Here is a 24,414-nt window from a genome sequence, read left to right on the forward strand (position 1 = left end):
ATTTATATCTATATCTATTGTTTTCCAATATGTTTCTCCTTTTCCCTGTTATGTTCCTCTAACGTTTTTGTAAAAATAACTTCCCCCGCCGGAGTAGCAAGAAAATATAAATAGTCGGTTTGAGCTGGTTGAAGCGCCGCTTGGATCGACATTTCGCCGGCATTGGCAATCGGGCCGGGCGGCAATCCTTTATGAATGTACGTATTGTATGGTGAATTTACTTTCAAGTCTTCGTAATAAACTCGTTCTTTATGTTTTCCAAGCGCATAAAGAACAGTCGGGTCGGTCTGAAGAGGCATCCCAACACGCAGACGATTATAAAAAACGCTTGCGATCTTTTTACGTTGAACTTTTTCTGTTGCTTCTTCTTCAATTAACGACGCCATTGTTAACAGGCGATGAGGAGTAAATTCTTTCTCTTTCATTTCCCCCTCATATTTCGCTACTATTTCAGCTGTTTTCGCAATCATCGCTTCAATGATCGTTGAAATCGGCGGTTTTTTCTCTTTAAATGAATATGTTGCCGGGAATAAATATCCTTCGAGCGGATAACGAATGTTTTGGTTTAAAATGTCTTTTGACAAAACCGTCGGATATTTTTGAATCAACTGTTGAATATATTGACGATCATTTAATTGTTTCATAACATCTTCTTGTTTATATCCTGTTTTTTTAGCAATAATTTCCGCGATTTGTGTCAATTGTTTTCCTTCAGGAATCGTAATTTTTAATTTCATTTTCTCCATTACTTTTCCTGTTTTTAAAGTAGCGATAATGTCTTCAAGTGACATTGCTCGATTTAATTCATATTCTCCCGCTTGAAAATCAGCATGATTTTTAAATTTCACATAATAGCGGAATACAGTCGCACTTTTAATGAGATGTTTTTTTTCTAACGTTGCAGCAATATCATTGACGGAAGACCCAATTGGAATCGATACGTGAACAGCAGTACGATCTTTTGGATTTACTGGTTTTAGAGCCGATTTTATATATAAATAACTTCCTGCTAAGATCGTGATAAAGCCAATCAACATAACGGTGCATACGATGAAAACAACTTTCCTCACAATTTGTACATCTTTTTGGAAAAATTGGTTATATTGCATTGGAATCCTCCCTTCACTCGTGATATTATACTACAAACTTTCGCATTTTTCGCTATCTCTTTGCTTTTTTCCACAAAAAAAGACAGCCCGTTATCGCGGGCCATCTTTTTCACTTCTTTCATCTTAATGATTGCATTCGTGCACAATACACGCCTCTCTGCTTTTCTGAATGTCCGGCAACTCATCCCCTTGTGATACCTCAGGGATAAGGGGGCGCTTCCGCTTGTTTATTCTCCCTCTTCTTCAGCGCAGAAAGTATTCCATACTTCTTCGATCATATCCCATTCTTCTTCTGTTTCAATTGGTTGAAGCTCTCCTTCTTGATCGTCTTCCCCAGGGATAAAAGCCGATACGTGAATTTCTGTTTCTTCTTCATCGTCGTATTCAGCACCGATCGGGTAATAAAATACATACGATTTTCCAAAATCGTCTGATTCAAATGTAAACAATACTTCGCATAGTTGTTCATTGCCATCTTCATCGACAATGGTAATATGTTTATCGCCATGTTCCATTTTCTTTTACCTCCGTTTACTGTTTGCTGTCAAGATAAGATTGTAAAATGACGACAGCTGCCATCTTATCAATAACTTGTTTCCGCTTTTTGCGGCTGACATCGGCAGCGATAAGCATGCGCTCGGCTGCCATTGTCGAAAGACGCTCGTCCCATAAAATGACAGGCAACGAAAATTCGCGCTCCAGTATCTTGGCAAAACGTTGACTCGCTTCGCCACGAGGTCCCACCGTTCCGTTCATGTTTTTCGGAAAACCAAGCACGATCGTATCGACGTTGTACTCCTCGATAATGCCACGGAGCCGGTTCAAGCCAAATTCTCCGTTTTCTTCATCGATTGAAATTGTTTCAAGCCCTTGCGCGGTCCAGCCTAATTCGTCACTGACAGCTACTCCAAGCGTCTTTGTCCCCAAATCCAATCCTAATACGCGCATACGTCAATCCTTTCGTTGCTTCTGTAAATAGAATCTCACTAATTCTTCGATTAATTCATCCCGTTCAATTTTGCGAATTAATGTGCGTGCATCTTTGTGACGAGGGATGTAAGCTGGGTCGCCAGATAGTAAATAGCCAACAATTTGATTAATCGGGTTATACCCTTTCTCTTGCAGAGCCTCGTATACGGTTAACAGCACTTCACGAATATCCGTTTCCACAGGCTCTTCCGAAAAGTTAAATTGCATCGTCTGGTCAAATGAGCTCACCGTTATACACCTCGCTCTCCAATTCACCGAAATCTGGCATCTCCCTATCTTACATCCATTGTACACTATATGACGCAAATTATAAAACGGATTTTACCCATTCTTCAACAAATTGAAGTGCTTCTCCGACTTTATTCGGGTCTTTTCCACCTGCTTGCGCCATGTCGGCACGACCTCCGCCGCCACCGCCACAGCGGGTTGCTACTTCTTTAATGAGTTTGCCAGCATGATACCCTTTTTCGATTAAGTCATTGGTCACACCAGCGATAAGACTTACTTTTTCTCCTTGGACAGATGCTAATACAATGACAGCGGATCCTAATTTTTGCTTTAATTCATCAACCATTGTGCGCAAGTTGTTCATATCGTTGGCATTGACTTTGCTTGCTAGTACATTGACGCCGTTAATTTCTTTCACTTTGTTCACAAGGTTAGCGGCTTCCATATTTCCGAGACGCGCTGCCAATGATTCGTTTTCGCGTTGCAACTCACGGATTTCGTTCATGAGAGCGTCAATGCGTCCAATGATGTCTTTTTGATTCGTTTTTAATTTTTGAGCAACTTCTTGCAGCAGGGCGATTTGCTCGTTCATGAATCGATACGCTGCTTCTCCCGTTACTGCTTCGATTCGGCGTGTACCTGCTCCGATTCCCGATTCGGAGACGATTTTAAACAAGCCGATTGCAGCTGTGTTTGGCACATGGCAACCGCCGCAAAGCTCAAGGCTATAGTCGCCAACTTGGACGACGCGAACAATGTCACCGTACTTTTCACCAAATAGCGCCATCGCTCCCATCGCTTTTGCTTCTTCAAGAGGTTTGTAGAAAATTTCAACCGGAATGCTGCGCCAAATTTTTTCGTTGACAATCGCTTCAATCTGCTCAAGTTCTTCCGGTTTTACTTGACCGAAATGCGAGAAGTCGAAGCGCAACCGTTCCGGCGTAACTAATGAACCTGCTTGGTTGACATGAACGCCGAGGACATCTTTCAATGCTTGATGTAAAAGATGTGTCGCTGTATGATTCTTAATAATGTTGGCGCGTTTTTCTTCATTGAGATGGGCTGTGTAGATTTCACCTTTTTTGAGCGTTCCTTTTTCGACGACGATATGATGTAAATGTTGACCATTCGGCGCTTTTTGTACATCTTTCACGTACGCTTTCGTTGCCTCGTTTTCGATCCAGCCTTGGTCGGCAATTTGTCCTCCGCTTTCCGCATAGAACGGTGTGACGTCTAACATAATTTGCGCTTCTTCACCCTCGTTTACTTCCTCAACAAGCTGGCCATTTTTGACGATGACCGTCACTGTCGATTGAGTGCGAAGCTGATCGTAACCAACAAATTTGCTTTCTACTTTAATGTCGCCGAGCACGCCGCCTTGTACTTGCATCGAATCGACATCTTGGCGGGCAGCACGAGCGCGTTCGCGTTGGCGTTCCATTTCTTGTTCGAATCCTTCGTGGTCAATTTCCATTCCTTCTTCCTGCGCATACTCTTCCGTTAATTCGACAGGGAAGCCGTATGTGTCATAAAGCCGGAACACGTCTTCTCCGGAAATTATATTGCTTCCGCGCGCTTTTTCTTTTTGAATGACGCTTGCCAAAATAGAAAGACCTTCATGAAGCGTTTCATGGAAACGTTCTTCTTCGTTTTTAATGACTTTCTGAATAAACGCGGCTTTTTCTTTCACTTCCGGATAGTAGTCGACCATAATTTCGCCAACGACTGGAACTAATTCGTACATAAATGGGCGATGAATATTGAGTTGTTTCGCATAACGCACAGCACGGCGCAACAAGCGGCGTAACACATAACCGCGACCTTCGTTCGACGGAAGTGCCCCATCGCCAATCGCAAATGTAACAGTCCGAATATGATCCGCAATCACTTTAAACGCGACGTCCTTTTCGGTGTCAATCCCATATTTTTCACCAGAAATTTGCTCGGTAGCACGAATGATCGGCATAAATAAGTCAGTATCAAAGTTGGTTGGAACATTTTGCAAAATTGAGCACATCCGCTCTAGCCCCATACCGGTATCAATGTTTTTCTTCGGTAGCGGTGTGTATGTACCATCAGGGTTATGGTTAAATTGTGAGAAAACGAGGTTCCATACTTCTAAATAACGATCGTTTTCTCCGCCTGGATATAGCTCTGGATCGTTCGGGTCGTTGCCAAATTGTTCTCCGCGGTCATAGAAAATTTCTGTGTTCGGTCCACTCGGTCCCTCGCCAATGTCCCAGAAGTTTCCTTCGAGGCGAATAATCCGCTCCTCTGGAAGACCAATTTCTTTGTGCCAAATTTCAAATGCCTCATCATCTTCCGGGTGAATCGTGACCGATAAACGATTTGGATCAAAGCCGATCCATTTGTCGCTTGTTAAAAATTCCCATGCCCAATGAATGGCCTCCCGCTTGAAATAATCACCGATGGAAAAGTTTCCGAGCATTTCGAAAAACGTATGGTGACGTGCTGTTTTTCCGACGTTTTCGATGTCGTTCGTTCGAATCGATTTTTGCGCATTACAAATACGTGGATTATCAGGAATAACACGCCCATCAAAATATTTTTTTAATGTCGCTACACCGCTATTAATCCATAATAGCGATGGATCATCAACTGGAATCAATGAAGCGCTCGGTTCAACAGCATGACCTTTTTCTTTGAAAAAGTCAAGAAACATTTGGCGAACTTGTGCTGACGTAAGCTTCTTCATATCCCTTCCTCCTCGTTATTTATTATATAAAAAATAAACTCCCATCCCTATTCAGGGACGAGAGTTGTGCTCGCGGTACCACCCTGTTTATGAACGAAAACCGTTCATCACCTCAACAGCCGTAACGTGGCTGATCCGTCAGGTTTTGCCTGCGCTCAGGATTAGCGTTCTGTTACCCTTCATCTGGAATTTCTTTCAGCCTCGGAAATTCCTCTCTGTGCGCGAGCACGCGCGTTAAGATGGACTGTAACATACTCGATCCGTCATCGCCTTATGTATTTATCTTTTCACTCACAGATTATAGACAAGCTGCCTTTGTTTGTCAACGCGGGCTGAAATGTTCTTTCGCATGCAAAATCGCCACTTTTAACACAGCGACAAACGGAACTGCTACAATTAATCCAATGACCCCAGCAATTTCTCCACCAAGAAATAAGGCGAACATAATGACAAGCGGATGCATATGCAAGCTTTTTCCGACAATCAGCGGCGATAAAATATTCCCTTCTAAAAATTGCAATAAAAAAATGATCACTGTCACAATGAGTACCATTTTTAAGGACATGGTCACCGCCAAAATAACCGCTGGAATCGCACCAATAATAGGTCCAAAATAGGGAATAATGTTCGTCGCTCCGATAATGAAGCCGAGCAAAAGCGGATAATCCATTCCGACAAGCCATAAAGCGATGGTGGCAACAATGCCGATAAGAAGACCGACAAATAATTGACCACGAATATAGTTGCCGAGCGATTCATCGACATCTTTTAAAAAAGCGAGACCGGGCGAGCGCCATCGCTTTGGGGTTACATACCAAACTGCCTTTTTAATTTGGTCAATATCTTTTAACATGTAAAAGACAATGAAAGGAATTAAAGCAAACACGACAGCAGAATTTACAAAGCGTTTTATTCCGTTCAACACCATTGTTAACACGTTTCCGACTAATTGTTCCGCCTGTGCTAACATCGTTTCTATCCGTGTATGAATTTCCACAGGCCAAGCGGAAGTTTCATTATGAATATGCCTCGTCCAGCCTCTATATGTTTCGATGAGCGTTGGTAAACTTTCGCTTAAGTCTTTTAGCTGTTGGATAAACAGAGGCACCCCTTTATAGATACCGTATCCGACCCCGCCAAAAAACAGAAAATAAATCATTAAAATGGCCAGCCAGCGTGGAATTCCTTTTTCATGAATGTATTCAATAATCGGATGTAACAAATACGTAATAAACGCAGCAATGAGAAACGGAATGAGTGCGGTTACAAATAAATCAAGAACAGGCAGCCATACCGCTTTCAGCCGAATGATAAGATAAACAATAATGACCATTAATAAAAATTTTCCTAACCGAATGAACGAGAACCACTGTTGCTCACTCACGCCAACACCCCCTACCCGTTAGTGTAGGAGAATGGGGGCTAATTATACAAAAAAGAGCCAATTCTCGCGAAAAAGTGCGAGAATTGGCAACTACGTTTAAAAAATTGATTTAGTTAGGCGACGACGCATTTTTTTCATCGTACGATTGTTTATCCAGTTATTGCGCTGCGCTAACCGGTAAGCGGCTACCCCCAAACCAACAGCTAAAAGAGAGGTCGTTGTGCGGTTCATGCTCTTTCCCTCCTAAAAATGAATCGTGCGCTCATGTTCGTCAAATAAATCATCTAATGAACTTAACGTCCCATCTTCTTCTACTTGATGGGTATAAATCATGCCTTTGGAAACAGAAAGCTCGATAAAACAATCCCAGCAATAATACTGGTTCACACCGATTTTACCTAAATTTTTACTTTTGCAATTCGGGCATATGAGCACAAAAGGCCACTCTCCTTACATCGTCGTATTTACGATAATAGCCTCTTCTCCAACTGTGAACGGGACGGTATTCACTCGCTTTTTTCCCTCCATCAAATCAGCAAAGAAGCCATCTGTAATCTCATATCCTCCGATTATGCCCAATTGCTCATGAAAATATACGTCCTCCAATAAACCAAGTTTCTTGCCATTAGTAGTGATGACCGGTTTTCCGGCAATTCCTCGCTGACTGTAAAGAGAGTAGCCTGTTTGGAAAGACGCAGTCGGTTGCAGAGCATGAAAATCAGTAATGAACACCCCGTCCACTCCAATCGCTTGAATGGCGCTAAGCGGGATGTAACGATGTCGAGAAAACCATCCTTTGCTTTCGATGATCAGCCCTTGTACTTTCCCCGTATTCGTAAAGCAAATATCGCTTACTTTTCCAATCGTCTTTCCTGTATGCTGCTCGTATACAGGAAGACCTTTCAGATGAGAAAATGTCCGCAAAGATCTCTCCACCTTTCCAGACATTTTTAGCTTGGCTGTTCGTTCATGAAGTCATACGGTGAAACGTTTTCCATCCCGATGTTAGCGTCATCAAGCGGAAGTTCGCCTTCTGCTAGGGGCAGTAGGGATTGCTGTAATTTTTCCGCTAATGTCGTTTGCCGTGCCCCGTCATCGCAGCGGGCAACCCCTAATTGAAAGGCGTCTTCTTCGCCGCATAATATTAAAAATTGTTTGCTTCTTGTCACTGCTGTATAGAGTAAATTTCGTTTTAACATGCGGTAATAACTTTTGACGACAGGCAAAATAACAATCGGGAATTCGCTTCCTTGTGATTTATGAATCGAGCAGCAATAGGCATGAGTAATTTGTGATAAATCTTGACGTGAATACGTTACTTCGTTTCCATCAAAGGAAACAACAACTAAATCTTGTTTTTCCGTATTTTCTTTCGCGTAAAAAATCGCGACAATTTCTCCAATGTCACCGTTAAAGACGTTTTCATCCGGCTGATTGACAAGCTGCAATACTTTATCACCGACGCGATATACGACATCACCAACGGAAAGTTCCCGCTTTTTCTCCGATTTTGGATTAAACAAGTCTTGCAATGTTTGGTTGAGGCGGTCAATCCCGGCAGGACCACGGTACATCGGCGCTAACACTTGGATATCTTTCACCGCATATCCTTTTTTGCGCGCATTATCAGCAATTTGCCGAACAACATCAGCAATTTGTCCTGTTTGACAGCGAATGAACGAACGATCGGCTTTCGGTGCGGTAAGATCTGACGGCAGCGTCCCGTTTTTCATTTGGTGTGCTAATTCAATAATCGACGAACCTTCTGCCTGACGATATACTTCTGTGAGACGAACGGTTGGAATAATGCCAGCTTGCAGCAAATCTTTTAATACTTGTCCCGGCCCAACAGACGGTAATTGATCCTCATCGCCGACAAGAATGACTTGAATGCCATCAGGAAGAGATTTAAACAGCTGGTTGGCTAACCACGTATCAACCATTGACATTTCATCGACGATTAACAGCTTCCCGTCAATCGGCTCGTCCTCATCATGAGTAAACCCTTCTACCCCGTTCCAGCCAAGCAAGCGATGAATGGTCACTGCCGGCAACCCAGTCGCTTCACTCATCCGTTTTGCCGCTCTTCCTGTTGGAGCAGCAAGCAAAATCGGAAACGGGTCATCTTTGCTATAATCTTTCGGATCGAGAGAAAATCCATGCAAATCCGCAAAAATTTCAACAATGCCTTTAATGACGGTCGTTTTTCCTGTTCCAGGTCCGCCTGTCAAAATGAACAGCGGGGAGGCCAGCGCTTTTTGAATTGCCTCCTTTTGTGAAGGGGCATACTGAACAGAGAGACGTTCCTCTAATCTGCCAAGCGCCAGTAAAAATTCCGATTCCGGAAACGTAGTTACCGCCTCCGTTTGTTGCAATAGCCGTTTTATATTGGTTACGATTCCTTTTTCCGCAAAATAAAGCGAGGGAACGTAAAACTTGCCATCTTCACACATAAGTTTTCCCTCTTCCACAAGCATCATTACTGCATGGGAAATGGCCGATTCAGGAATTTTTTCGTCCCGTTTTGCTTCAAGCAGTTGCTTGGCGTTTGTGATCAGCTGCTCCTCCGTTAAATAGACGTGTCCTTCTTGCAAACAATCGTGTTCCAATACAAATAAGCAGGCTGCGCGGATACGGGCAGGGTGATTTCCAGAAATCCCTAGTTGATACCCTAATTCATCCGCTCGTCCAAATCCGATTCCTTCGACATCTTCGACGAGTTGATACGGATTTTGTTGGATAATCGCAAGCGTTTCGTCTTGATACACTTGATAAATTTTCATCGACAGCTGCGGACCAAAACCGAATTGAGAAAGGGCGATCATCGTTTGTTCAAGCCCTTCATGCGCCCGTAAGGAATCATATAGCTCCTTTGCCTTTTCTTTTGAAAGTCTCGGAACATCGTCTAACACGTGAGGGTCTGCCAAAATCTTTGAGATGGCGTTTTCTCCGAGCGCATCGACAATCGCTTTCGCCGTTTTTTTGCCAATTCCCTTAAATAAATCGCTCGACAAATAATGAATCACGCCTTCCTTGGTGTGCGGAAATTCTTTGCGAAAATGCTCCGCCACATACTGCCGTCCAAATTTCGGATGGTCTTTAAACGCGCCGTAAAAAATATACGTATCATGCTCATTCATGCGAGGGAAATATCCAGTTACAACAACTTCTTGTTCATCACACGCTTCATTCGTTTCTTCGATGCGAACACGAACAACGGAATAAAGATTGTTTTCATTATGAAAAATGGTCACGACATGCGTTCCTTTAATAAACGACTTTTCCCCTAAGGCAAACGATTCTTGTTGTTGCAATGGAATCCCCTACCCTTTTTTATGATTGTTGTAACGTTTTTTCCATCAACTTTTTTCCATGTCCGGCTAACAAGTGATCCGGCTGGATGTCAAGCGCTTTTGTAAACATATCAAGTGCTGTCTTAATATCGTCTTTATACGCATAAGCAACGCCTAAATTATAATACGCATCAGCATGGCGTTCATTTAAAGAAATCGTTCGTTGAAAATAGTTCATCGCTTCATCGACAAATTCCAATTGGGCAAGGCAAAGGCCAAGCTGAAATACCGCTTCCACATCGCGCTCATTAAGTTCTACCGCGCGCTGCAAATACGGAAGGGCCAGACGTGGTTGCTCTAAATACATGAGCGACATCCCAAGCATAAAAAAGACATCACTATCTTGTAAGCCTTTTTTTATCGCTTGTTCAAACATATCTTTCGCCTGAGCAAATTGCTGGCGGTTGTAATAAACAGAACCGATCCCGTAATAAGCAGTAGCGGCGTTGTCATCTAGCTCCAGCGCTTTTTTGAAAAAATTCAGCGCCTTATCTTCTTCCCCGGCAGCAGCTAATACGTTGCCAAAATTAATATAGCCGATGGGGTCATTTGGATTTTCTTCAATCGCTTCATGAAAACATCTCACGGCTTCCTCATAGTTTCCTTGCTGCATATAGGCAATTCCGACTTGATTTTTATCTTCCACGCCACGATCACTCCTTAGCTTCATTATAGTACATACGTTCGATAACTTCTATAAAAATTCCTTCATATGGCAGGAAAACCCCAACCCACATTGGAGTTGAGGCTTTTCATTACTACTTATGGAGGGGCGCCTCCGCTCTTTTCTTGTCTAACTTCGGCGGCTAGCTCTCTTCTGCCAAATCACCTTCGTCCTTGAGGTGGCAAGCACCTCGACGTCTGAAAAACATTTGGTCATCGCAGAGCTAGGATGGCGACATTTCGCCGTTTACCCACAGGACGTGGGAAATTTTAGTCGAATTTATACTGCCTTCGCTTTTCGGTTTACCCGACGTACCAAAGCTTTTCACCGTTTCGGAACACTTCGTCAATCGTTCCGCCGCCAAGACATTCCTCACCGTTATAAAAGACAACCGCTTGACCTGGTGTGACCGCACGAACAGGTTCGTCAAAAACGACTCTTACCGTGTTCTCATCAATGACATGAACCGTTACTCCTGTGTCTGGCTGGCGATAGCGGAATTTCGCCGTGCATTTGAGCGGTTCGGTTGGAATGCGGCCAGAGACCCAGTTAATGTTTGTTGCAATAATGGAATCGGAATAGAGCAATTCGTTATTGAATCCTTGTGCAACATAAAGAATATTTTCTTTTACATTTTTTCCGACGACAAACCAAGGTTCGCCGCTTCCGCCAATGCCAAGACCATGGCGTTGCCCAATGGTATAATACATTAATCCGTCATGCTTTCCTTTAATTTCGCCATCTAACGTCTGCATTGTTCCAGGTTGAGCCGGTAAGTAGTTGCTTAAAAACTCTTTGAAGTTGCGTTCGCCGATAAAACAAATGCCGGTGCTATCTTTTTTCGTTGCTGTGGCAAGTCCTGCCTCTTTTGCAATTTCCCGTACTTTCGCTTTTTCAATATTGCCGATTGGGAACATGATTTTAGAAAGTTGAGCTTGTCCTAGTTGATTTAAGAAATATGTTTGGTCTTTATTTTGGTCAACGCCGCGCAACATTTTATATTCGCCATCGCGATATTCTACACGTGCATAATGTCCCATCGCTAAATAATCCGCCCCAAGCGACATCGCATGCTCTAAAAAGGCTTTAAATTTAATTTCTTTATTGCACAGTACATCCGGATTCGGTGTTCGGCCCGCTTTATATTCATCTAGGAAATACGTAAATACTTTATCCCAATATTCCTTTTCAAAATTAACTGCATAATATGGAATGCCGATTTGATTACAGACGCGCATGACGTCTTCGTAATCTTCCGTCGCTGTACATACTCCGTTTTCATCGGTGTCGTCCCAGTTTTTCATAAAAATGCCGATGACGTCATATCCTTGCTGCTTTAAAAGCAGCGCTGCGACGGAAGAATCGACGCCTCCCGACATACCGACGACGACGCGAGTATCTTTTGGTGCTTTTTTCACTGATGTCACCTCTCTCCTCAGCGATTTGTAAGTCTCCGAACAATTTGTACGGTTTCATAAGCAGCTTTTTTAACTTGTTCTACCGTATTTCCAAGCCCGAAACTAAAGCGAATGGAAGAGCGAATCCGCTCCGATTCTTTCCCCAACATGGCAACGAGAACGTGAGACGGATCAACTGACCCCGCTGTGCAAGCTGACCCGCTTGAAGCGGCAATCCCAGCTAAATCTAAGTTCACGAGCATTGATTCAACGTTTGTTCCCGGAAACGCGACATTTAATATATGAGGAAGGCATGCGTTCTGGTTGCCGTTGACGAAATACGAAATTCCTGATTCATCGAAAACGGATAGCATCGTTTCTTTTAATTCGCGGTACATCATTTGCTTTTCTGACATCGTTTGTTGCGCGATTTCTACCGCTTTGGCGAGCCCAACAATTCCAGCGACGTTTTCCGTTCCCGCCCGGCGTTTTCGCTCTTGCTCACCGCCATACAGCCGCGGAGACAATTTTACCGTTTCTCGTGCATATAAAAATCCGACCCCTTTTGGACCGTTAATTTTATGAGCAGAAACAGACAATAAATCAATGTGATAATCGTTCACATCAATTGGAACGAGCCCATATGCTTGTACCGCATCCGTATGAAAGTAGGCTTGGTGATCTTTTACGAGCTCACCAATGGCTTTAATCGGTTGTAATACACCGACTTCGTTGTTGCCGAACATGATGGAAACAAGAATTGTCTCATCCCGAAGCGCTGCTTTGACATCATCAAGGGAGACGTTTCCTTGTTCATCCACCGGAAGGTATGTCACATCAAATCCTTGTCGCTCCAAGTAGTGACATGTGTGCAATACCGCATGATGTTCAATAGAGGTTGTAATAATATGGTTTCCTTTGTTACGATTGGCCATTGCCGTTCCAGCCAAAGCAAAGTTGTCCGCTTCTGTTCCACCGCTTGTGAAAATAATTTCTGTTTCTTTTGCTCCAATGCTATTGGCCACCACTGCCCTTGCCTCGTCAATCGCCTGACGGCTTTGTCTGCCAAAAAAATGAATACTGGACGGGTTACCAAATACTTCAGTCATAAACGGCACCATTCGCTCCACCACATCGCGATGGGTAGGCGACGTAGCGGCATGATCTAAGTAAATCCGCTCCAACTATGCATTCTCCTTTCATTCGTCAATTAAATATAAAACATATATGCTTCGTCATCGCCGTTGCTATATTTCGCTAAATCTTCAATCGTTGTGCTATCTAGCACTTCCTGCACCGCATCGCGAATGCGAATCCATAGCTCGCGCTTTGCTGGCTCTTCTTCTTCCAATTCTTCAACCGGACTGATTGGCCCTTCAAGAACTCGAATGACATCTCCAGCCGTAATTTTTGCAGGATGATCTGCCAATACATAGCCGCCATACGCCCCGCGAATGCTTTTGACAAGTCCTGCATTCCGCAATGGCGAAACGAGCTGCTCTAAATAATGTTCGGATAAATTATGCGCTTTCGCAATCGATTTTAATGAAATTGGTCGATCGCCATATTTTTTGGCAAGTTCAATCATAATTGTTAATCCATATCTGCCTTTTGTTGAAATCTTCATTGTATTCCTCCTAACGACTTAGACCGTTCGTTTCTATTTTGATTGGTTTAGTGATGATTCGTTCTGTCATTCGTTGACACTGTGGTAACGAAATTCCAACAACAGAACCGATGGTGATGCAAAAAATGAGTGTGCCTAGCGACACTGGACCACCTAATAGCCAACCAAGCAAAAGGACAAATATTTCCATTATAATTCGAATATGTTGCACTTTCCAGCCGGTTCGCTCCATTAAAGCAAGCATTAAACTGTCGCGCGGACCGGCACCCATGTTTGCGGAAATATAAAAACCCATTCCGTATCCAGTAATGACGATGCCAACAAGCAACATGATCAATTTTGCCCCGAATGTATGTGGCGTATGAAGATACGGAATCATCATATATAAATCAATAAACAGCCCAACAAATATCATATTGAGAAATGCACCGATTTTTGGGAACTGTTTGGAAAGAAGCGCAGAAATCGTTAAAATCATAACGCCGACAATGATGGACCATGTGCCAATCGTGAAGCCAAATTGCCGGTATAATCCAATATGAAGCACATCCCACGGTGCACACCCAATGTTGGCTTTAATTGTTAATACAATGCCAAACGACATAATGAGTAGCCCGATAAAATACACGATCCAACGGAACAGTAAAGAAAGGTTATGAGAGTTTTTCATCATTTCGCACAGGAGACCCCTACTCCCATAAGTGGGGGAGGAATGTGCGTCAGAAAAGAGGTAGCTTTAGCTACGTTAATGTTCTGACAAAATCCCCTTGTGTTCCCCCTTTCGTGGTATAATGAAAATATAAGAAAACCGTTGGACAAGGTACTCGTAAAAACTATTTGCCAGCTCAAAGTATGAGGGCGGTTGCAGGAAGTCGTTGCAACCGTAAAACGTTGAGTGTACAGCAAGAATCCGCAATGCTTGGAAATAGAAGTACTGCTTGCGGTGGCTACTTGAGCATGTCTCTTGTAAGTCGGGTAAGTTGTCAACCTGTCCCGATGCAGAGACCAAGACAAGGCAGCAGTACGCTGCACGCACGTTCGTACTGCTGGACACTGGCAAGCTCCCACTTCAAAAAGCGCTCGCTTAAGGGGTGGGTAGTTAACAGGCACGCTCCATGTATAAAAAATAATGAGAAGCCTTTGTCATTATAACATAAAACATATTGCACTTTCATTTCCTCTTACTTTCGTGTTGGCGTTTTAGTTCATTAAGTCTTGCATATACTTTCGCATAATATTTTTCTTCACCGTTTTCTTTTGGGACGTAGTAGTGCGTACCGACAAGTTCGTTCGGCAAATATTGTTGAGCCACCCAGCTATTTGGATAGTCGTGCGGGTATTGATAGCCTTTTCCGTGGCCAAGTACGCTTGCTCCTTTATAATGGGCGTCTTTTAAGTGATCAGGAATGTCACCAATCTTTCCGCTTCGCACATCGCTAATCGCTTCATCAAGCGCCTTATATGCGGAGTTGGATTTAGCGCTCAAGCATAATTCAATCGTCACGACGGAAAGCGGGATTCGTGCTTCCGGAAGACCTAATCGTTCAACTGCTTGAATGGCTGCGGTAACTTTTACACCCATGAGCGGGTTTGCCAAGCCGATATCCTCATAGGCAATAACAAGAAGACGACGGCAAATGGCTGCCAAATCGCCGCCTTCCAACAGCCGCGCCAAATAATAAAGGGCCGCATCGACATCGCTACCGCGAATGCTTTTTTGAAAAGCCGATAATAATGAGTAATAGATATCCCCTTCTTTATCATGGGTAAATCCTTTATTTTCTACACAGTCTAATACAGTTTGCTCATCAACAATTACTTCACCGTTCCGTTCTTCTGAAGCGTACACAACTGATTCCAGCACATTCAATGCGGAACGAGCATCACCGTTTGTCGCCTCGGCAATCAGGGCAAGCAGCGGCTCGGCGATACGAACGGATAGCATCCCTAATCCGCGCTCGCGGTCGCTTAATGCTCGTTGCAATAACTGAAGAATGTCTTCCTTCGTCAGACGTTTTAGTTGTTTAATTTGACCGCATCGGCTGCGGATCGCCGGGTTTACTTCATGAAATGGATTTTCTGTCGTGGCACCGATTAACGTAATGAGCCCGTTTTCGATATTCGGCAACAAATAATCTTGTTGCGCCTTGTTAAAGCGGTGAATTTCATCGATAAATAAAATGACATTTCCCGTCATTCTCGCCTTCGCTACTACTTCTTCCATCTCTTTCTTTCCAGATGTTGTCGCATTCATCGCAAAAAATTCCCGTTCGACCGTGCCGGCGATCGCATAAGCCAACGATGTTTTTCCCACCCCCGGCTCACCATATAAAAGCATAGAAGGAACATAACCGTTATGTATCATTTTATATAAGGCGGTATGCGGACCAATGATATGTTGCTGTCCGATTAGTTCATCAATCGTTCGCGGTCTCATCCGCACGGATAGCGGCTCTTGTACAAAAAGCATAGAACATCCCTCATTTCGTTCAAAATCGTAGATGAAAATAGCAAAAGCTCCCTGCCAATGACAGAGAACTTTTATGTTCTGAAATAGTGCTGTATGGCTGCTTTCAATTCTCTTAATAATGGCACTTGCAAACTTTCTAAATAAAGCAATAACGCTTCTACGATAAATTTTCTCGCTTCTTCTTTCTGACTAAATTCTTGCTTTAACATCTCTAACGAACGAATGATATCGCTTTCATTCCTATCCCTTTCTTCAAGTGTCTCCAATATTTCATCAATGCAGTCAATAATTCGCTGTCGTTTTGTTTGCTCATTGGTCTTTTCCACGCAAAGGTAGTCCTTCATGATCTCAATTGTTAGTAAAGGGCTTTCTCTTTCCGTCATGCTTTCCACAATCGCATCAAGGCGACGAAGAAGAAACGGAGCTACTTTTGTCACTTGAAGCTCTTTTTGGTCAATGGCCATATAAAACATATATTCTTTCAACATGCCATTTAATATCGTTGCGCAATCTAACGCAAAATTCTTGACCCGCTCTCCATATATATCTTGAATCGCTTGTCGGTACCAATTGAGCGTTTTAGCCCGAATGAGAAAGACAAGATGATGGACTTCATCATTTACTTTCACTGCTTGTTCTCCCATATGCATCTGTACCAGTTCTTTATGGCGATAGAACTCCTCAATTTGAATCGACAGTTGCTTTTCAAATTTTTCTCTTGGTGATAACGTTTCATCTTCGTTGACTTCAGCCATCTTTCTAAATAGCTTTTCATAATGATAGCGAAAAATGCACACCGCAATTTCTTCTTTTGATTTAAAATAATTATAAATCGAGCCTTTCGCCATTCCGCTCTGTTCGGCAATTTCCTGCATGGAAGTCGCGTAATACCCCTTTTGCGCAAACAGCTTCGTCGCAGCTTGAATAATCTCTTCTCTTCTGCTCAATGTCTTCTCCTTCCTCGTTTCATTCGTTATCTTTATTATAATGCATTTCGGTTTCAAAATAAATTGGGCCCATGATAATGGAAAAAGGGATGCCTCATCGGCAATGAGGCATCCCTTTATATTTAGTTGCTATTTATGGTTCGTTCCGCTTTTGCTTGGCGAAGAAAGAACAGTTCATACATCACTGGAATGATGATCAGCGTCAATAACGTTGAAGAAGTAAGACCACCAATAACCGTAATCGCTAGTCCTTTTGAGATTAACGTTCCTGACGCTTTCGTTAGCGCAAGCGGAATGAGAGCGGTCACGGTTGCAAACGCCGTCATTAAAATCGGACGCAAGCGCGTTTTTCCTGCTTCCACGAGTGCTTCACGAATCGTCATCCCTTTTTGTTCACGGTTTTGTCCGATGCGGTCAACAAGGACAATCGCATTCGTTGTGACAATTCCAATTAACATTAACAACCCGATCATGACGCTGATAGACATTGGCTCGTTCGCCATATATAAACCAAGAAGCGAACCAATCGGAACGAAAATGAGCGATGATAAAATGATAAATGGAATTCTTGCTTTTCCAAATGTGATCAACATAGTGATATACACAAGACCGATGGCGACAATCATCGCTAATCCAAGCTCTTGGAACGTTTGGACTGTTTCGTCACTACCGCCGCCGACTTCAAACGAGACGCCTTTTGGCAAGTCGATATCTTTTTTCACACGACTAATGATATCGTTCGTTACTTTTTGAATATCGTCACCAACAATTTGTGCCGATATACGTGCAAATACTTTTCCGTCTAGTTTTTGAATTGATGTATACGTCTCAACTTCTTTGACTGTGGCAAGTTCAGATATAGGAACAAGTCCTTGTTTTGTAAAAATCAACGTATTCTTTAATGCATCAACAGAATCAAGACTCTTATCATACGATAGTTGAACAGTTCGGTCAACGCCGTCGAGCGTCAGCGTTCCGACTTCAACCGGCTTTGTTTCATCGGCAATCGTTCCGAGAATTTGGAAACCAGATACGCCGTAAGCAGCTGCTTTTTCCGGATCAATATTAACAATCACTTGTTTTTGTTTATCAGAGAAATTGTTTGTCACATATTTTAAATCTTTCCGCTTGTTCAAGTAATCTTCTACTTGTTTTGCCGCCTTTTGTAAGGCCGCTAAATCATTGGAGTATAAATCAATATTAATATTGTTGTTTGATGGCGGTCCCCCTGCGTCCAATTCTTGCACCCCGAGCTTCGTACCAGGCGCTTCTTTGTCAGCGATATGTTGCATATTTTTCTCCAGCTTTTTAATAAATGACGCGACATTTACTCCTTCTTTTAAGTTAATGAAATAGCTTGCTTGATTTGGTCGCTTTAAGCCGGTACGGAAGTCGCGGCTTCCAATTCCTGCAGTGACTTCCTTAATTTCTTTTTGCTGATCAAACATTTTTTCGATTTTTAAAGAAACATCATTTGTTTTTTCAAGCGATGTAGATGAAGGCAATTCAATGCTTGCAACAAGCGTTTTTTGCTCTTCGTTCGGTAAGAAGGTGAATCCTAATTTCGGTACGAGCGCAAGCGAACCGCCAAGCAATACAATAGACAACGCTAAGATGATTGCCTTATGGTTTAACGACCAAGCAATGATTCGCCCATAAACGCGTTGCAATGCCCCTTCTTTCTCTTCAGGCGGAACTTTTTTAAATGAAAATTTCGCTAAAATCGGTACGACTGTAACCGCAACGATTAATGACATAAGCAGCGCAAATACAATCGTTAAGGCAAATGGTAAGAAAAACTCCCCGGTAATTCCGCCGACAAAGCCAAGCGGTAAAAAGACAACAACGGTTGTAATCGTGGATGACGTAATCGCCTTTAAAATTTCCTTTGTAGAGTCTTGAACAAGCTCATCCGTTATACCTGTTTTCGATTTGCGGACGCGTCGGAAAATATTTTCAATGACAACGATACTGTCATCAACAACACGTCCAACAGCTACCGCCATTCCCCCAAGGGTCATGACGTTCAACGAAATATCCATTCGATGTAAGAAAATCGATGCAACTAATAGCGAAAGCGGAATCGAAACAATGGCAATAACTGTAGCGCGAACGTTGCGCAAAAACACAAGCACAGCAATAGAAGCAAACAAAGCACCTAATAGTCCTTCGCGAACGAGCGATTCAACCGATTGTTTTATGCCTTCAGCAGAATCAAAACCAATCGCATAATCAAACTCATCTTTGTGGGCATCTAGCACTTTTATGACTTTATCCGCTACTTCGACCGTATTGGCATCTTGCTTTTTCGTAATCGCCATCGAAAGCGATTCATTCAAGTTGTAGCGTGTAATTTCCGGACGATCTGTCACGGTTTCAATTTTAGCAATATCTTTTAACTTTAATGGTGGATGCGAAGGTGTTCCTGACTGAATTGCTCCGCTTTGAAACGATTGGGTCGTTGTTTGAGCGAGTGGTGACGTTAATGTCATGTTTTCCAGAGCCCTAACTGTTTCAAGCTTCTCTTGAATGCGTACAGGAATTTGCAACGTATCCGTGTTGACATTTCCAGCTGGGAAAGAAACGTACTTCTCATTAATTTGGTCCTTAATTTGCGATAAGCTTAGCCCTGCTTGTAACGCCTTTTGTTTATCGACAGTAATTTGAACAACGTCTTCTTTCATTCCGCCGACGGAAACGGAGTTAATGCCATCAATTTTATTTAATTCCGGGATCACGTCTTGTTCTAATAATTTTTGTAAATCAACATCTTTTTTGGCAAACAAAGAAATATTAAAAATCGGGAAAGTTCCAAACGAAAAACGATTTACTTTTGTTTGGACATTGTCCGGAAGCTTTGTATCTTTAATCAATGTGTCAACTTGACGTTCCACTTCATCCATATCGGTATGAAAAGGAAATTCGAGATTAATAATGGCAATGCTCTCAAAGGAAGAGCTTTGCATTTGTTTTAGTCCCTCAAGCGATTTGAACTTTTCTTCAAGCTTGGAAGTCACTTGATTATTAATATCCTCAGGAGACGCTCCTGGATAAGTAACTTCAATCGATAGCTGAGGAAACTCGATGTTCGGTAGTAAATCTACTTTCAAGGAAGAAAATGAATACAATCCCCCCAGAATCAGTAGAAAAGAAATAATGAATACCGCAACTGCATTTTTTAAACTAAACCTTGTTAAAAAATTCATTGTTCAATCCTTTCCTCCCTAAAAATAAAATTTATGTATGACCGATCGGTTGATATTTTTCTAAGCCGACCGGTCGTCATATACAAAATATAGTCGAATAACGAAATTTTTTCAATCAATAACACAATAATAGATTTCTCATCGAAAGCATAAAGAATTTCACTAGTAATCTAAATGTAAATCATTAGCATCTGTATCTTACATTATCATTGAACCCTCCATAATAAACCTAAGTTATATTTTTATCTAAGTCTTAAGACGTATACTGAAGCAAAGGAGAGCGCCTATTCACCTAAAATGTATATTCAATCTGCCGTAGAAGACTTTGTTCATCACCATTGTAACGATCAAAAACATTCGAAAGTGTTTAAAATGAATACTATTTGGAGAAAATGGTAGAAACTCTACGAAATTATGCGCCTTAGGGAGTGACAATATGAAAACAAGACAAGATGCTTGGTCTCATGAAGAAGATTTGTTATTAGCAGAAACGGTATTGCGCTATATTCGTGAAGGTCGTACCCAGCTTGCTGCGTTTGAAGAAGTAGGAGATCAGCTAAATCGAACGGCAGCTGCTTGTGGATTTCGCTGGAACGCAGAAGTTAGAAAACAATACGTTCAAGCAATTGAGCTAGCGAAAAAACAGCGAAAAGAACGAAAGAGAGCATTAGAACAGGCGAAAAAGCTACAGAAAACGGGCGTGATGCAAGCCGCTTCTCTTACAGGAGAAAGCTTGAATTCTCCTCGCCATGCAACAGTTTCCCTTCTGCCTGCACCAAATGCGATTACACTTGAGCAATGTATCGCCTTTTTGCAAACATTACAGACGAGCGATTATCACGCTCAAGCATTGCGGACAGAGAATGAACAGCTGAAAAAAGAAAATGCACAGTTCCGACAGCGTAACCAAGAGTTACAGAAAAAACTCGATCGTCTCCATGAACAACAAACAACCATTCAAGAAGATTACCAAGCGCTTGTGAAAATTATGGAACGCGCTCGAAAACTCGTATTAGAAGAAGAGCATGGTTCGCAACCAGCCCAGATATTCCGAATGGATAAAAACGGGAATTTAGAACAAATTGCTCATCATTAATCAAGCAAAGCACAAGCGCCCCCATTTCGCCTAAAACCTTTCCACATCCTGTGGGCAAACGGCGAAATGTTGTCATCCCAGTTCCCTCAATGGGCAAATGTCCTTCTCTCTAGACGGCTTGTCCTCTTGAGAGAGAAGATTATTTCCCCCAGAGCGATTGGGCATAGCAATTCAAATTTTACTTATTAGAAAAACGTCGCAGGCACATCATCTGCGACGTTTTTTATTCGAGCACTGTTCTTTATTTGTCTAGCACTCTTATGCCAAATGAGCCCTCAAAGCAAAGAACATTTAGCTTCGCGAACGATTTGCACGGCTTCCACTTTTCTTATTTACTCTTCACCAACACGATAAATTTTGATATCTTTTAATAATTCGCGAACGACGTAAGATGCCATAATCAGTCCTGCCACCGATGGTACGAATGCATTAGAAGAAGGGGGCATTTGTGCTTTCCGAATCGCTGATTGGTCATTGCCTACCTCTTTGCGAACATCTTCACGGATAATAATTGGCTTTTCATCGGAGAAGACAACTGGAATCCCCTTGCGAATTCCTTCTTTTCTCAATTTGGTACGAATGACTTTCGCAATCGGATCGGTATGCGTTTTGGAGATATCGGCAATGCGAAAACGGGTAGGATCCATTTTATTGGCCGCTCCCATACTCGAAATAATTGGAATATTGCGTTTTAAGCATTCCTTCATCAAATGAATTTTATACGTAATCGTATCAGAAGCGTCAATGACAAAATCGAGTCCGTAACTAAAGAATTGTTCATACGTCTCTTCTGTATAAAACATTTGCAAAGCAATGACTTCACACTCTGGGTTAATATCCGCAATCCGCTCTTTCATGAGTTCCACTTTCGAGCGACCAATCGTTGAAAGAAGTGCATGAATTTGTCGGTTAATATTCGTAATATCAACATCATCCTTGTCCACAAGAACGAGCCGTCCTACTCCGGATCGCGCTAATGCCTCAACGGCAAAGGAACCAACTCCGCCCACCCCTAAAACGGCGACAGTAGCATTTTTTAGCTTTGCTAATCCTTCTTTTCCAATCGCTAATTCATTGCGTGAGAACTGATGTAGCATGTTCATCCTCCAGTAACAATCTCATCGTTTTTTGATTATTGTACACAACAAAAACCCTATGTAAAGCATTGGCTTTACATAGGGAATTGATAACTCATATGTAAGTCCCAATCGTGCCGTCGATGCCTTCGTTTTGAAACCCGCCCTCAGCAGGTGGGTGCCCTGTTCCAAGGTTTGCACGTCCTCCGGTCCAAGAGGCATGTACGCCGCTTGAAAACCCCGGGCTCCCGTATAACATATTGTTCGGTCAAAACAATAGGTTATACGACGAACACATCAGGACTGCCGGCTTTTGAATGTATGATAGCACACTTTTAAAGCCTTTTCAAGAAGGGAATAGTCGGAAATTACTCATTTTTTTCCAAAACAACCGCTAAATGTAGTTCTTCCAGTTGTTTGTCACTGACTGGACTTGGCGCTTCGGTTAACAAGCAGCTCGCACTGGCCGTTTTTGGAAAGGCAATCGTATCGCGAAGGTTTGAACGACCAGCCAGCAACATAACAAGACGGTCTAGTCCTAACGCGATTCCTCCATGCGGCGGAGTACCATATTCGAACGCCTCCAATAAGAAGCCAAACTGTTCGCGCGCTTCCTCTTCGGTAAATCCTAGCACTTTAAACATTTTTTCTTGCACATCGCGCTCAAAAATGCGAAGTGATCCGCCACCGAGTTCATAGCCGTTTAACACAAGGTCATACGCTTGAGCACGAACTTTGTCCGGCTCTGTTTCTAATCGCGATAAATCCTCACGCACCGGCATCGTAAACGGATGATGTGCCGCGTAGTAACGCCCTTCTTCTTCGTCATACTCTAATAGCGGCCAATCTGTAACCCATAGGAAATTAAATTTCGTTTCATCAATCATCTTTAAGTCTTTGCCAAGTTTTAACCGTAATGCCCCAAGCGCACTAGCGACAACGGTCTTCTTGTCAGCGACAAACAGCAATAAATCCCCTGTTTCTGCCTCCAACGTTTTTATTAAGCCGCTTTGTTCTTCTTCTGTAAAAAACTTCGCAATCGGCCCCTTGAGACCGTCTTCCTCGACTTTGAGCCACGCAAGCCCTTTTGCTCCGTAGCGAGCAACAAATTCCGTTAACGCATCAATATCTTTTCGGGAATACTTGTCCGCCGCTCCTTTTACGTTAATCGCCTTGACTTGTCCACCGTTTTCTACCGCGCTGGCAAATACTTTAAAACCAGAGTCCTTCACTTGTTCAGATACATCGACAAGCTCTAAGCCAAAGCGTGTGTCTGGCTTATCTGAACCGTAGCGGTTCATCGCTTCATCGTAAGACATGCGTGGAAATGGAAGAGCAACATCGACGCCTTTTGCCTCTTTCATAACGCGAGCCATCATACGCTCGACCATTTCCATAATCTCTTCTTGACTCATAAACGATGTTTCAATGTCGACCTGAGTAAACTCCGGCTGGCGGTCAGCGCGCAAATCCTCATCGCGAAAACAGCGAGCAATTTGATAATAGCGTTCCAATCCAGCCACCATCAATAGCTGTTTAAAAATTTGCGGCGATTGCGGAAGAGCGTAAAATTCCCCCTGATGAACGCGGCTTGGCACTAAATAGTCGCGCGCTCCTTCTGGCGTGCTTTTCGTTAAAATCGGCGTTTCTACTTCTAAAAATCCTTCTTCGTCTAAAAAGTCACGAATCGCTTTCGTCACTTGATGTCTTAATTTTAATGTCTGAAACATGACAGGACGACGCAAATCTAAATAACGATACTTTAGACGCACATCTTCCGCCACATCGGTTTGATCAGCAATGACAAACGGCGGTGTTTTTGCTTCGTTAATAATCGTAACGTGCTCTGCTTGGATTTCAATTTTTCCTGTCGGAATGTTCGGATTGATCGTTCCTTCTCCACGAGCAACCACAGTTCCTTCTACGTCAAGCACATATTCGTTGCGCACCGCTTCTGCCACTTTTAACGCTTCTTCGGACACTTCCGGATTTACGACCACCTGAACGATACCAGTTCGGTCACGAAGATCAATGAAAATGAGTCCGCCAAGATCGCGGCGTTTTTGCACCCAACCTTTTAATGTTACTTTTTCCCCAATTGCTTGCTCTGTGATTTCACCACAATAGTACGTCCTTCCAAACATTCATCGG

The 24,414-nt window shown here is 42.8% G+C and carries 21 protein-coding genes and 1 other RNA gene; 1 reads left to right on the plus strand and 21 read right to left on the minus strand.

The features are described 5' to 3' along the window. Positions 1 to 14: 14 nt before the first annotated feature. The 18 genes from mltG to HNR31_RS01765 all read right to left on the minus strand — a co-directional run bounded on the left by mltG (position 15) and on the right by HNR31_RS01765 (position 20,091). Positions 15 to 1,109: an endolytic transglycosylase MltG gene (mltG, locus tag HNR31_RS01680; protein ID WP_181554510.1), complete on the minus strand. Its 1,095-nt coding sequence runs from the start codon at positions 1,107 to 1,109 to the stop codon at positions 15 to 17. Between the two features lie 227 nt (positions 1,110 to 1,336). After that, on the minus strand, positions 1,337 to 1,624 hold the full coding sequence (locus HNR31_RS01685) for a DUF1292 domain-containing protein (RefSeq protein WP_181554511.1): 288 nt from the start codon (positions 1,622 to 1,624) through the stop codon (positions 1,337 to 1,339). Between the two features lie 16 nt (positions 1,625 to 1,640). Next, positions 1,641 to 2,057 (minus strand): Holliday junction resolvase RuvX, encoded by a 417-nt coding sequence (gene ruvX / locus HNR31_RS01690; protein WP_181554512.1) that lies wholly within the window; start codon positions 2,055 to 2,057, stop codon positions 1,641 to 1,643. 3 nt (positions 2,058 to 2,060) lie between these two features. Then, complete coding sequence (locus HNR31_RS01695) at positions 2,061 to 2,327, minus strand: IreB family regulatory phosphoprotein (RefSeq protein WP_181554513.1); 267 nt, start codon at positions 2,325 to 2,327, stop codon at positions 2,061 to 2,063. Between the two features lie 79 nt (positions 2,328 to 2,406). Beyond that, positions 2,407 to 5,043 (minus strand): alanine--tRNA ligase, encoded by a 2,637-nt coding sequence (alaS, locus tag HNR31_RS01700; RefSeq protein ID WP_181554514.1) that lies wholly within the window; start codon positions 5,041 to 5,043, stop codon positions 2,407 to 2,409. 322 nt (positions 5,044 to 5,365) lie between these two features. Then, entirely contained in the window at positions 5,366 to 6,427 is a 1,062-nt protein-coding gene (locus HNR31_RS01705; RefSeq protein WP_181554515.1) for an AI-2E family transporter, read from the minus strand. Positions 6,428 to 6,523: 96 nt separating this feature from the next. Next, positions 6,524 to 6,658 carry a YrzQ family protein gene (locus HNR31_RS01710; RefSeq protein ID WP_181554516.1) on the minus strand — a complete coding sequence of 45 codons (135 nt, stop codon included), beginning with the start codon at positions 6,656 to 6,658 and terminating at the stop codon, positions 6,524 to 6,526. Positions 6,659 to 6,670: 12 nt separating this feature from the next. Beyond that, positions 6,671 to 6,862 (minus strand): hypothetical protein, encoded by a 192-nt coding sequence (locus tag HNR31_RS01715; protein WP_181554517.1) that lies wholly within the window; start codon positions 6,860 to 6,862, stop codon positions 6,671 to 6,673. A 15-nt stretch (positions 6,863 to 6,877) separates the two neighbouring features. Further along, positions 6,878 to 7,351, minus strand: a complete 474-nt coding sequence (locus tag HNR31_RS01720; protein ID WP_181554518.1) for a PRC-barrel domain-containing protein — start codon at positions 7,349 to 7,351, stop codon at positions 6,878 to 6,880. Positions 7,352 to 7,377: 26 nt separating this feature from the next. Then, a complete protein-coding gene (recD2, locus tag HNR31_RS01725) occupies positions 7,378 to 9,741 on the minus strand; it encodes an SF1B family DNA helicase RecD2 (RefSeq protein ID WP_181554519.1) in 2,364 nt (787 codons plus the stop codon). Between the two features lie 19 nt (positions 9,742 to 9,760). After that, positions 9,761 to 10,426, minus strand: a complete 666-nt coding sequence (locus HNR31_RS01730; protein ID WP_181554520.1) for a tetratricopeptide repeat protein — start codon at positions 10,424 to 10,426, stop codon at positions 9,761 to 9,763. Between the two features lie 320 nt (positions 10,427 to 10,746). Further along, complete coding sequence (gene mnmA / locus HNR31_RS01735) at positions 10,747 to 11,862, minus strand: tRNA 2-thiouridine(34) synthase MnmA (protein WP_181554521.1); 1,116 nt, start codon at positions 11,860 to 11,862, stop codon at positions 10,747 to 10,749. Between the two features lie 17 nt (positions 11,863 to 11,879). Next, positions 11,880 to 13,025 (minus strand): cysteine desulfurase family protein, encoded by a 1,146-nt coding sequence (locus HNR31_RS01740; RefSeq protein ID WP_181554522.1) that lies wholly within the window; start codon positions 13,023 to 13,025, stop codon positions 11,880 to 11,882. Between the two features lie 26 nt (positions 13,026 to 13,051). Then, the gene (cymR, locus tag HNR31_RS01745; protein WP_181554523.1) at positions 13,052 to 13,468 is read right to left on the minus strand and encodes a cysteine metabolism transcriptional regulator CymR; all 417 of its coding nucleotides are present in this window, start codon (positions 13,466 to 13,468) and stop codon (positions 13,052 to 13,054) included. A gap of 10 nt (positions 13,469 to 13,478) precedes the next feature. Further along, on the minus strand, positions 13,479 to 14,138 hold the full coding sequence (locus HNR31_RS01750; protein ID WP_181554860.1) for a YczE/YyaS/YitT family protein: 660 nt from the start codon (positions 14,136 to 14,138) through the stop codon (positions 13,479 to 13,481). Positions 14,139 to 14,639: 501 nt separating this feature from the next. Continuing rightward, positions 14,640 to 15,938, minus strand: coding sequence for a replication-associated recombination protein A (locus HNR31_RS01755; RefSeq protein ID WP_181554524.1), 1,299 nt, complete (start codon positions 15,936 to 15,938; stop codon positions 14,640 to 14,642). A 71-nt stretch (positions 15,939 to 16,009) separates the two neighbouring features. Next, positions 16,010 to 16,885, minus strand: coding sequence for a TetR/AcrR family transcriptional regulator (locus tag HNR31_RS01760; RefSeq protein ID WP_181554525.1), 876 nt, complete (start codon positions 16,883 to 16,885; stop codon positions 16,010 to 16,012). A 122-nt stretch (positions 16,886 to 17,007) separates the two neighbouring features. Further along, the gene (locus HNR31_RS01765) at positions 17,008 to 20,091 is read right to left on the minus strand and encodes an efflux RND transporter permease subunit (RefSeq protein WP_181554526.1); all 3,084 of its coding nucleotides are present in this window, start codon (positions 20,089 to 20,091) and stop codon (positions 17,008 to 17,010) included. Positions 20,092 to 20,527: 436 nt separating this feature from the next. Here HNR31_RS01765 and HNR31_RS01770 point away from each other — a divergent pair, with 436 nt between their 5' ends. Continuing rightward, entirely contained in the window at positions 20,528 to 21,187 is a 660-nt protein-coding gene (locus tag HNR31_RS01770; RefSeq protein ID WP_181554527.1) for an RsfA family transcriptional regulator, read from the plus strand. Between the two features lie 332 nt (positions 21,188 to 21,519). Here HNR31_RS01770 and HNR31_RS01775 read toward each other — a convergent pair whose 3' ends face one another. The 3 genes from HNR31_RS01775 to aspS form a co-directional block, all read right to left on the minus strand. After that, the gene (locus HNR31_RS01775; RefSeq protein WP_181554528.1) at positions 21,520 to 22,284 is read right to left on the minus strand and encodes a tRNA threonylcarbamoyladenosine dehydratase; all 765 of its coding nucleotides are present in this window, start codon (positions 22,282 to 22,284) and stop codon (positions 21,520 to 21,522) included. A gap of 100 nt (positions 22,285 to 22,384) precedes the next feature. Further along, positions 22,385 to 22,570, minus strand: a non-coding RNA gene (gene ssrS, locus HNR31_RS01780) — 6S RNA. Positions 22,571 to 22,631: 61 nt separating this feature from the next. Then, on the minus strand, positions 22,632 to 24,407 hold the full coding sequence (gene aspS, locus HNR31_RS01785) for an aspartate--tRNA ligase (RefSeq protein ID WP_181554529.1): 1,776 nt from the start codon (positions 24,405 to 24,407) through the stop codon (positions 22,632 to 22,634). Positions 24,408 to 24,414: the final 7 nt, after the last annotated feature.

It is taken from the genome of Thermaerobacillus caldiproteolyticus (assembly GCF_013761245.1).
GTDB classification, from domain to species: Bacteria; Bacillota; Bacilli; order Bacillales; family Anoxybacillaceae; genus Thermaerobacillus; species Thermaerobacillus caldiproteolyticus.

Excerpts from the sequence above, each read along its gene's own strand:
- mltG (WP_181554510.1), bottom strand. The coding sequence starts at position 1,109 with ATGCAATATAACCAATTTTTCCAAAAAGATGTACAAATTGTGAGGAAA.
- HNR31_RS01685 (WP_181554511.1), bottom strand. The coding sequence starts at position 1,624 with ATGGAACATGGCGATAAACATATTACCATTGTCGATGAAGATGGCAAT.
- ruvX (WP_181554512.1), bottom strand. The coding sequence starts at position 2,057 with ATGCGCGTATTAGGATTGGATTTGGGGACAAAGACGCTTGGAGTAGCT.
- alaS (WP_181554514.1), bottom strand. The coding sequence starts at position 5,043 with ATGAAGAAGCTTACGTCAGCACAAGTTCGCCAAATGTTTCTTGACTTT.
- HNR31_RS01710 (WP_181554516.1), bottom strand. The coding sequence starts at position 6,658 with ATGAACCGCACAACGACCTCTCTTTTAGCTGTTGGTTTGGGGGTAGCC.
- cymR (WP_181554523.1), bottom strand. The coding sequence starts at position 13,468 with ATGAAGATTTCAACAAAAGGCAGATATGGATTAACAATTATGATTGAA.
- HNR31_RS01750 (WP_181554860.1), bottom strand. The coding sequence starts at position 14,138 with ATGAAAAACTCTCATAACCTTTCTTTACTGTTCCGTTGGATCGTGTAT.
- HNR31_RS01755 (WP_181554524.1), bottom strand. The coding sequence starts at position 15,938 with ATGCTTTTTGTACAAGAGCCGCTATCCGTGCGGATGAGACCGCGAACG.
- HNR31_RS01765 (WP_181554526.1), bottom strand. The coding sequence starts at position 20,091 with ATGAATTTTTTAACAAGGTTTAGTTTAAAAAATGCAGTTGCGGTATTC.
- HNR31_RS01770 (WP_181554527.1), top strand. The coding sequence starts at position 20,528 with ATGAAAACAAGACAAGATGCTTGGTCTCATGAAGAAGATTTGTTATTA.
- HNR31_RS01775 (WP_181554528.1), bottom strand. The coding sequence starts at position 22,284 with ATGCTACATCAGTTCTCACGCAATGAATTAGCGATTGGAAAAGAAGGA.
- aspS (WP_181554529.1), bottom strand. The coding sequence starts at position 24,407 with ATGTTTGGAAGGACGTACTATTGTGGTGAAATCACAGAGCAAGCAATT.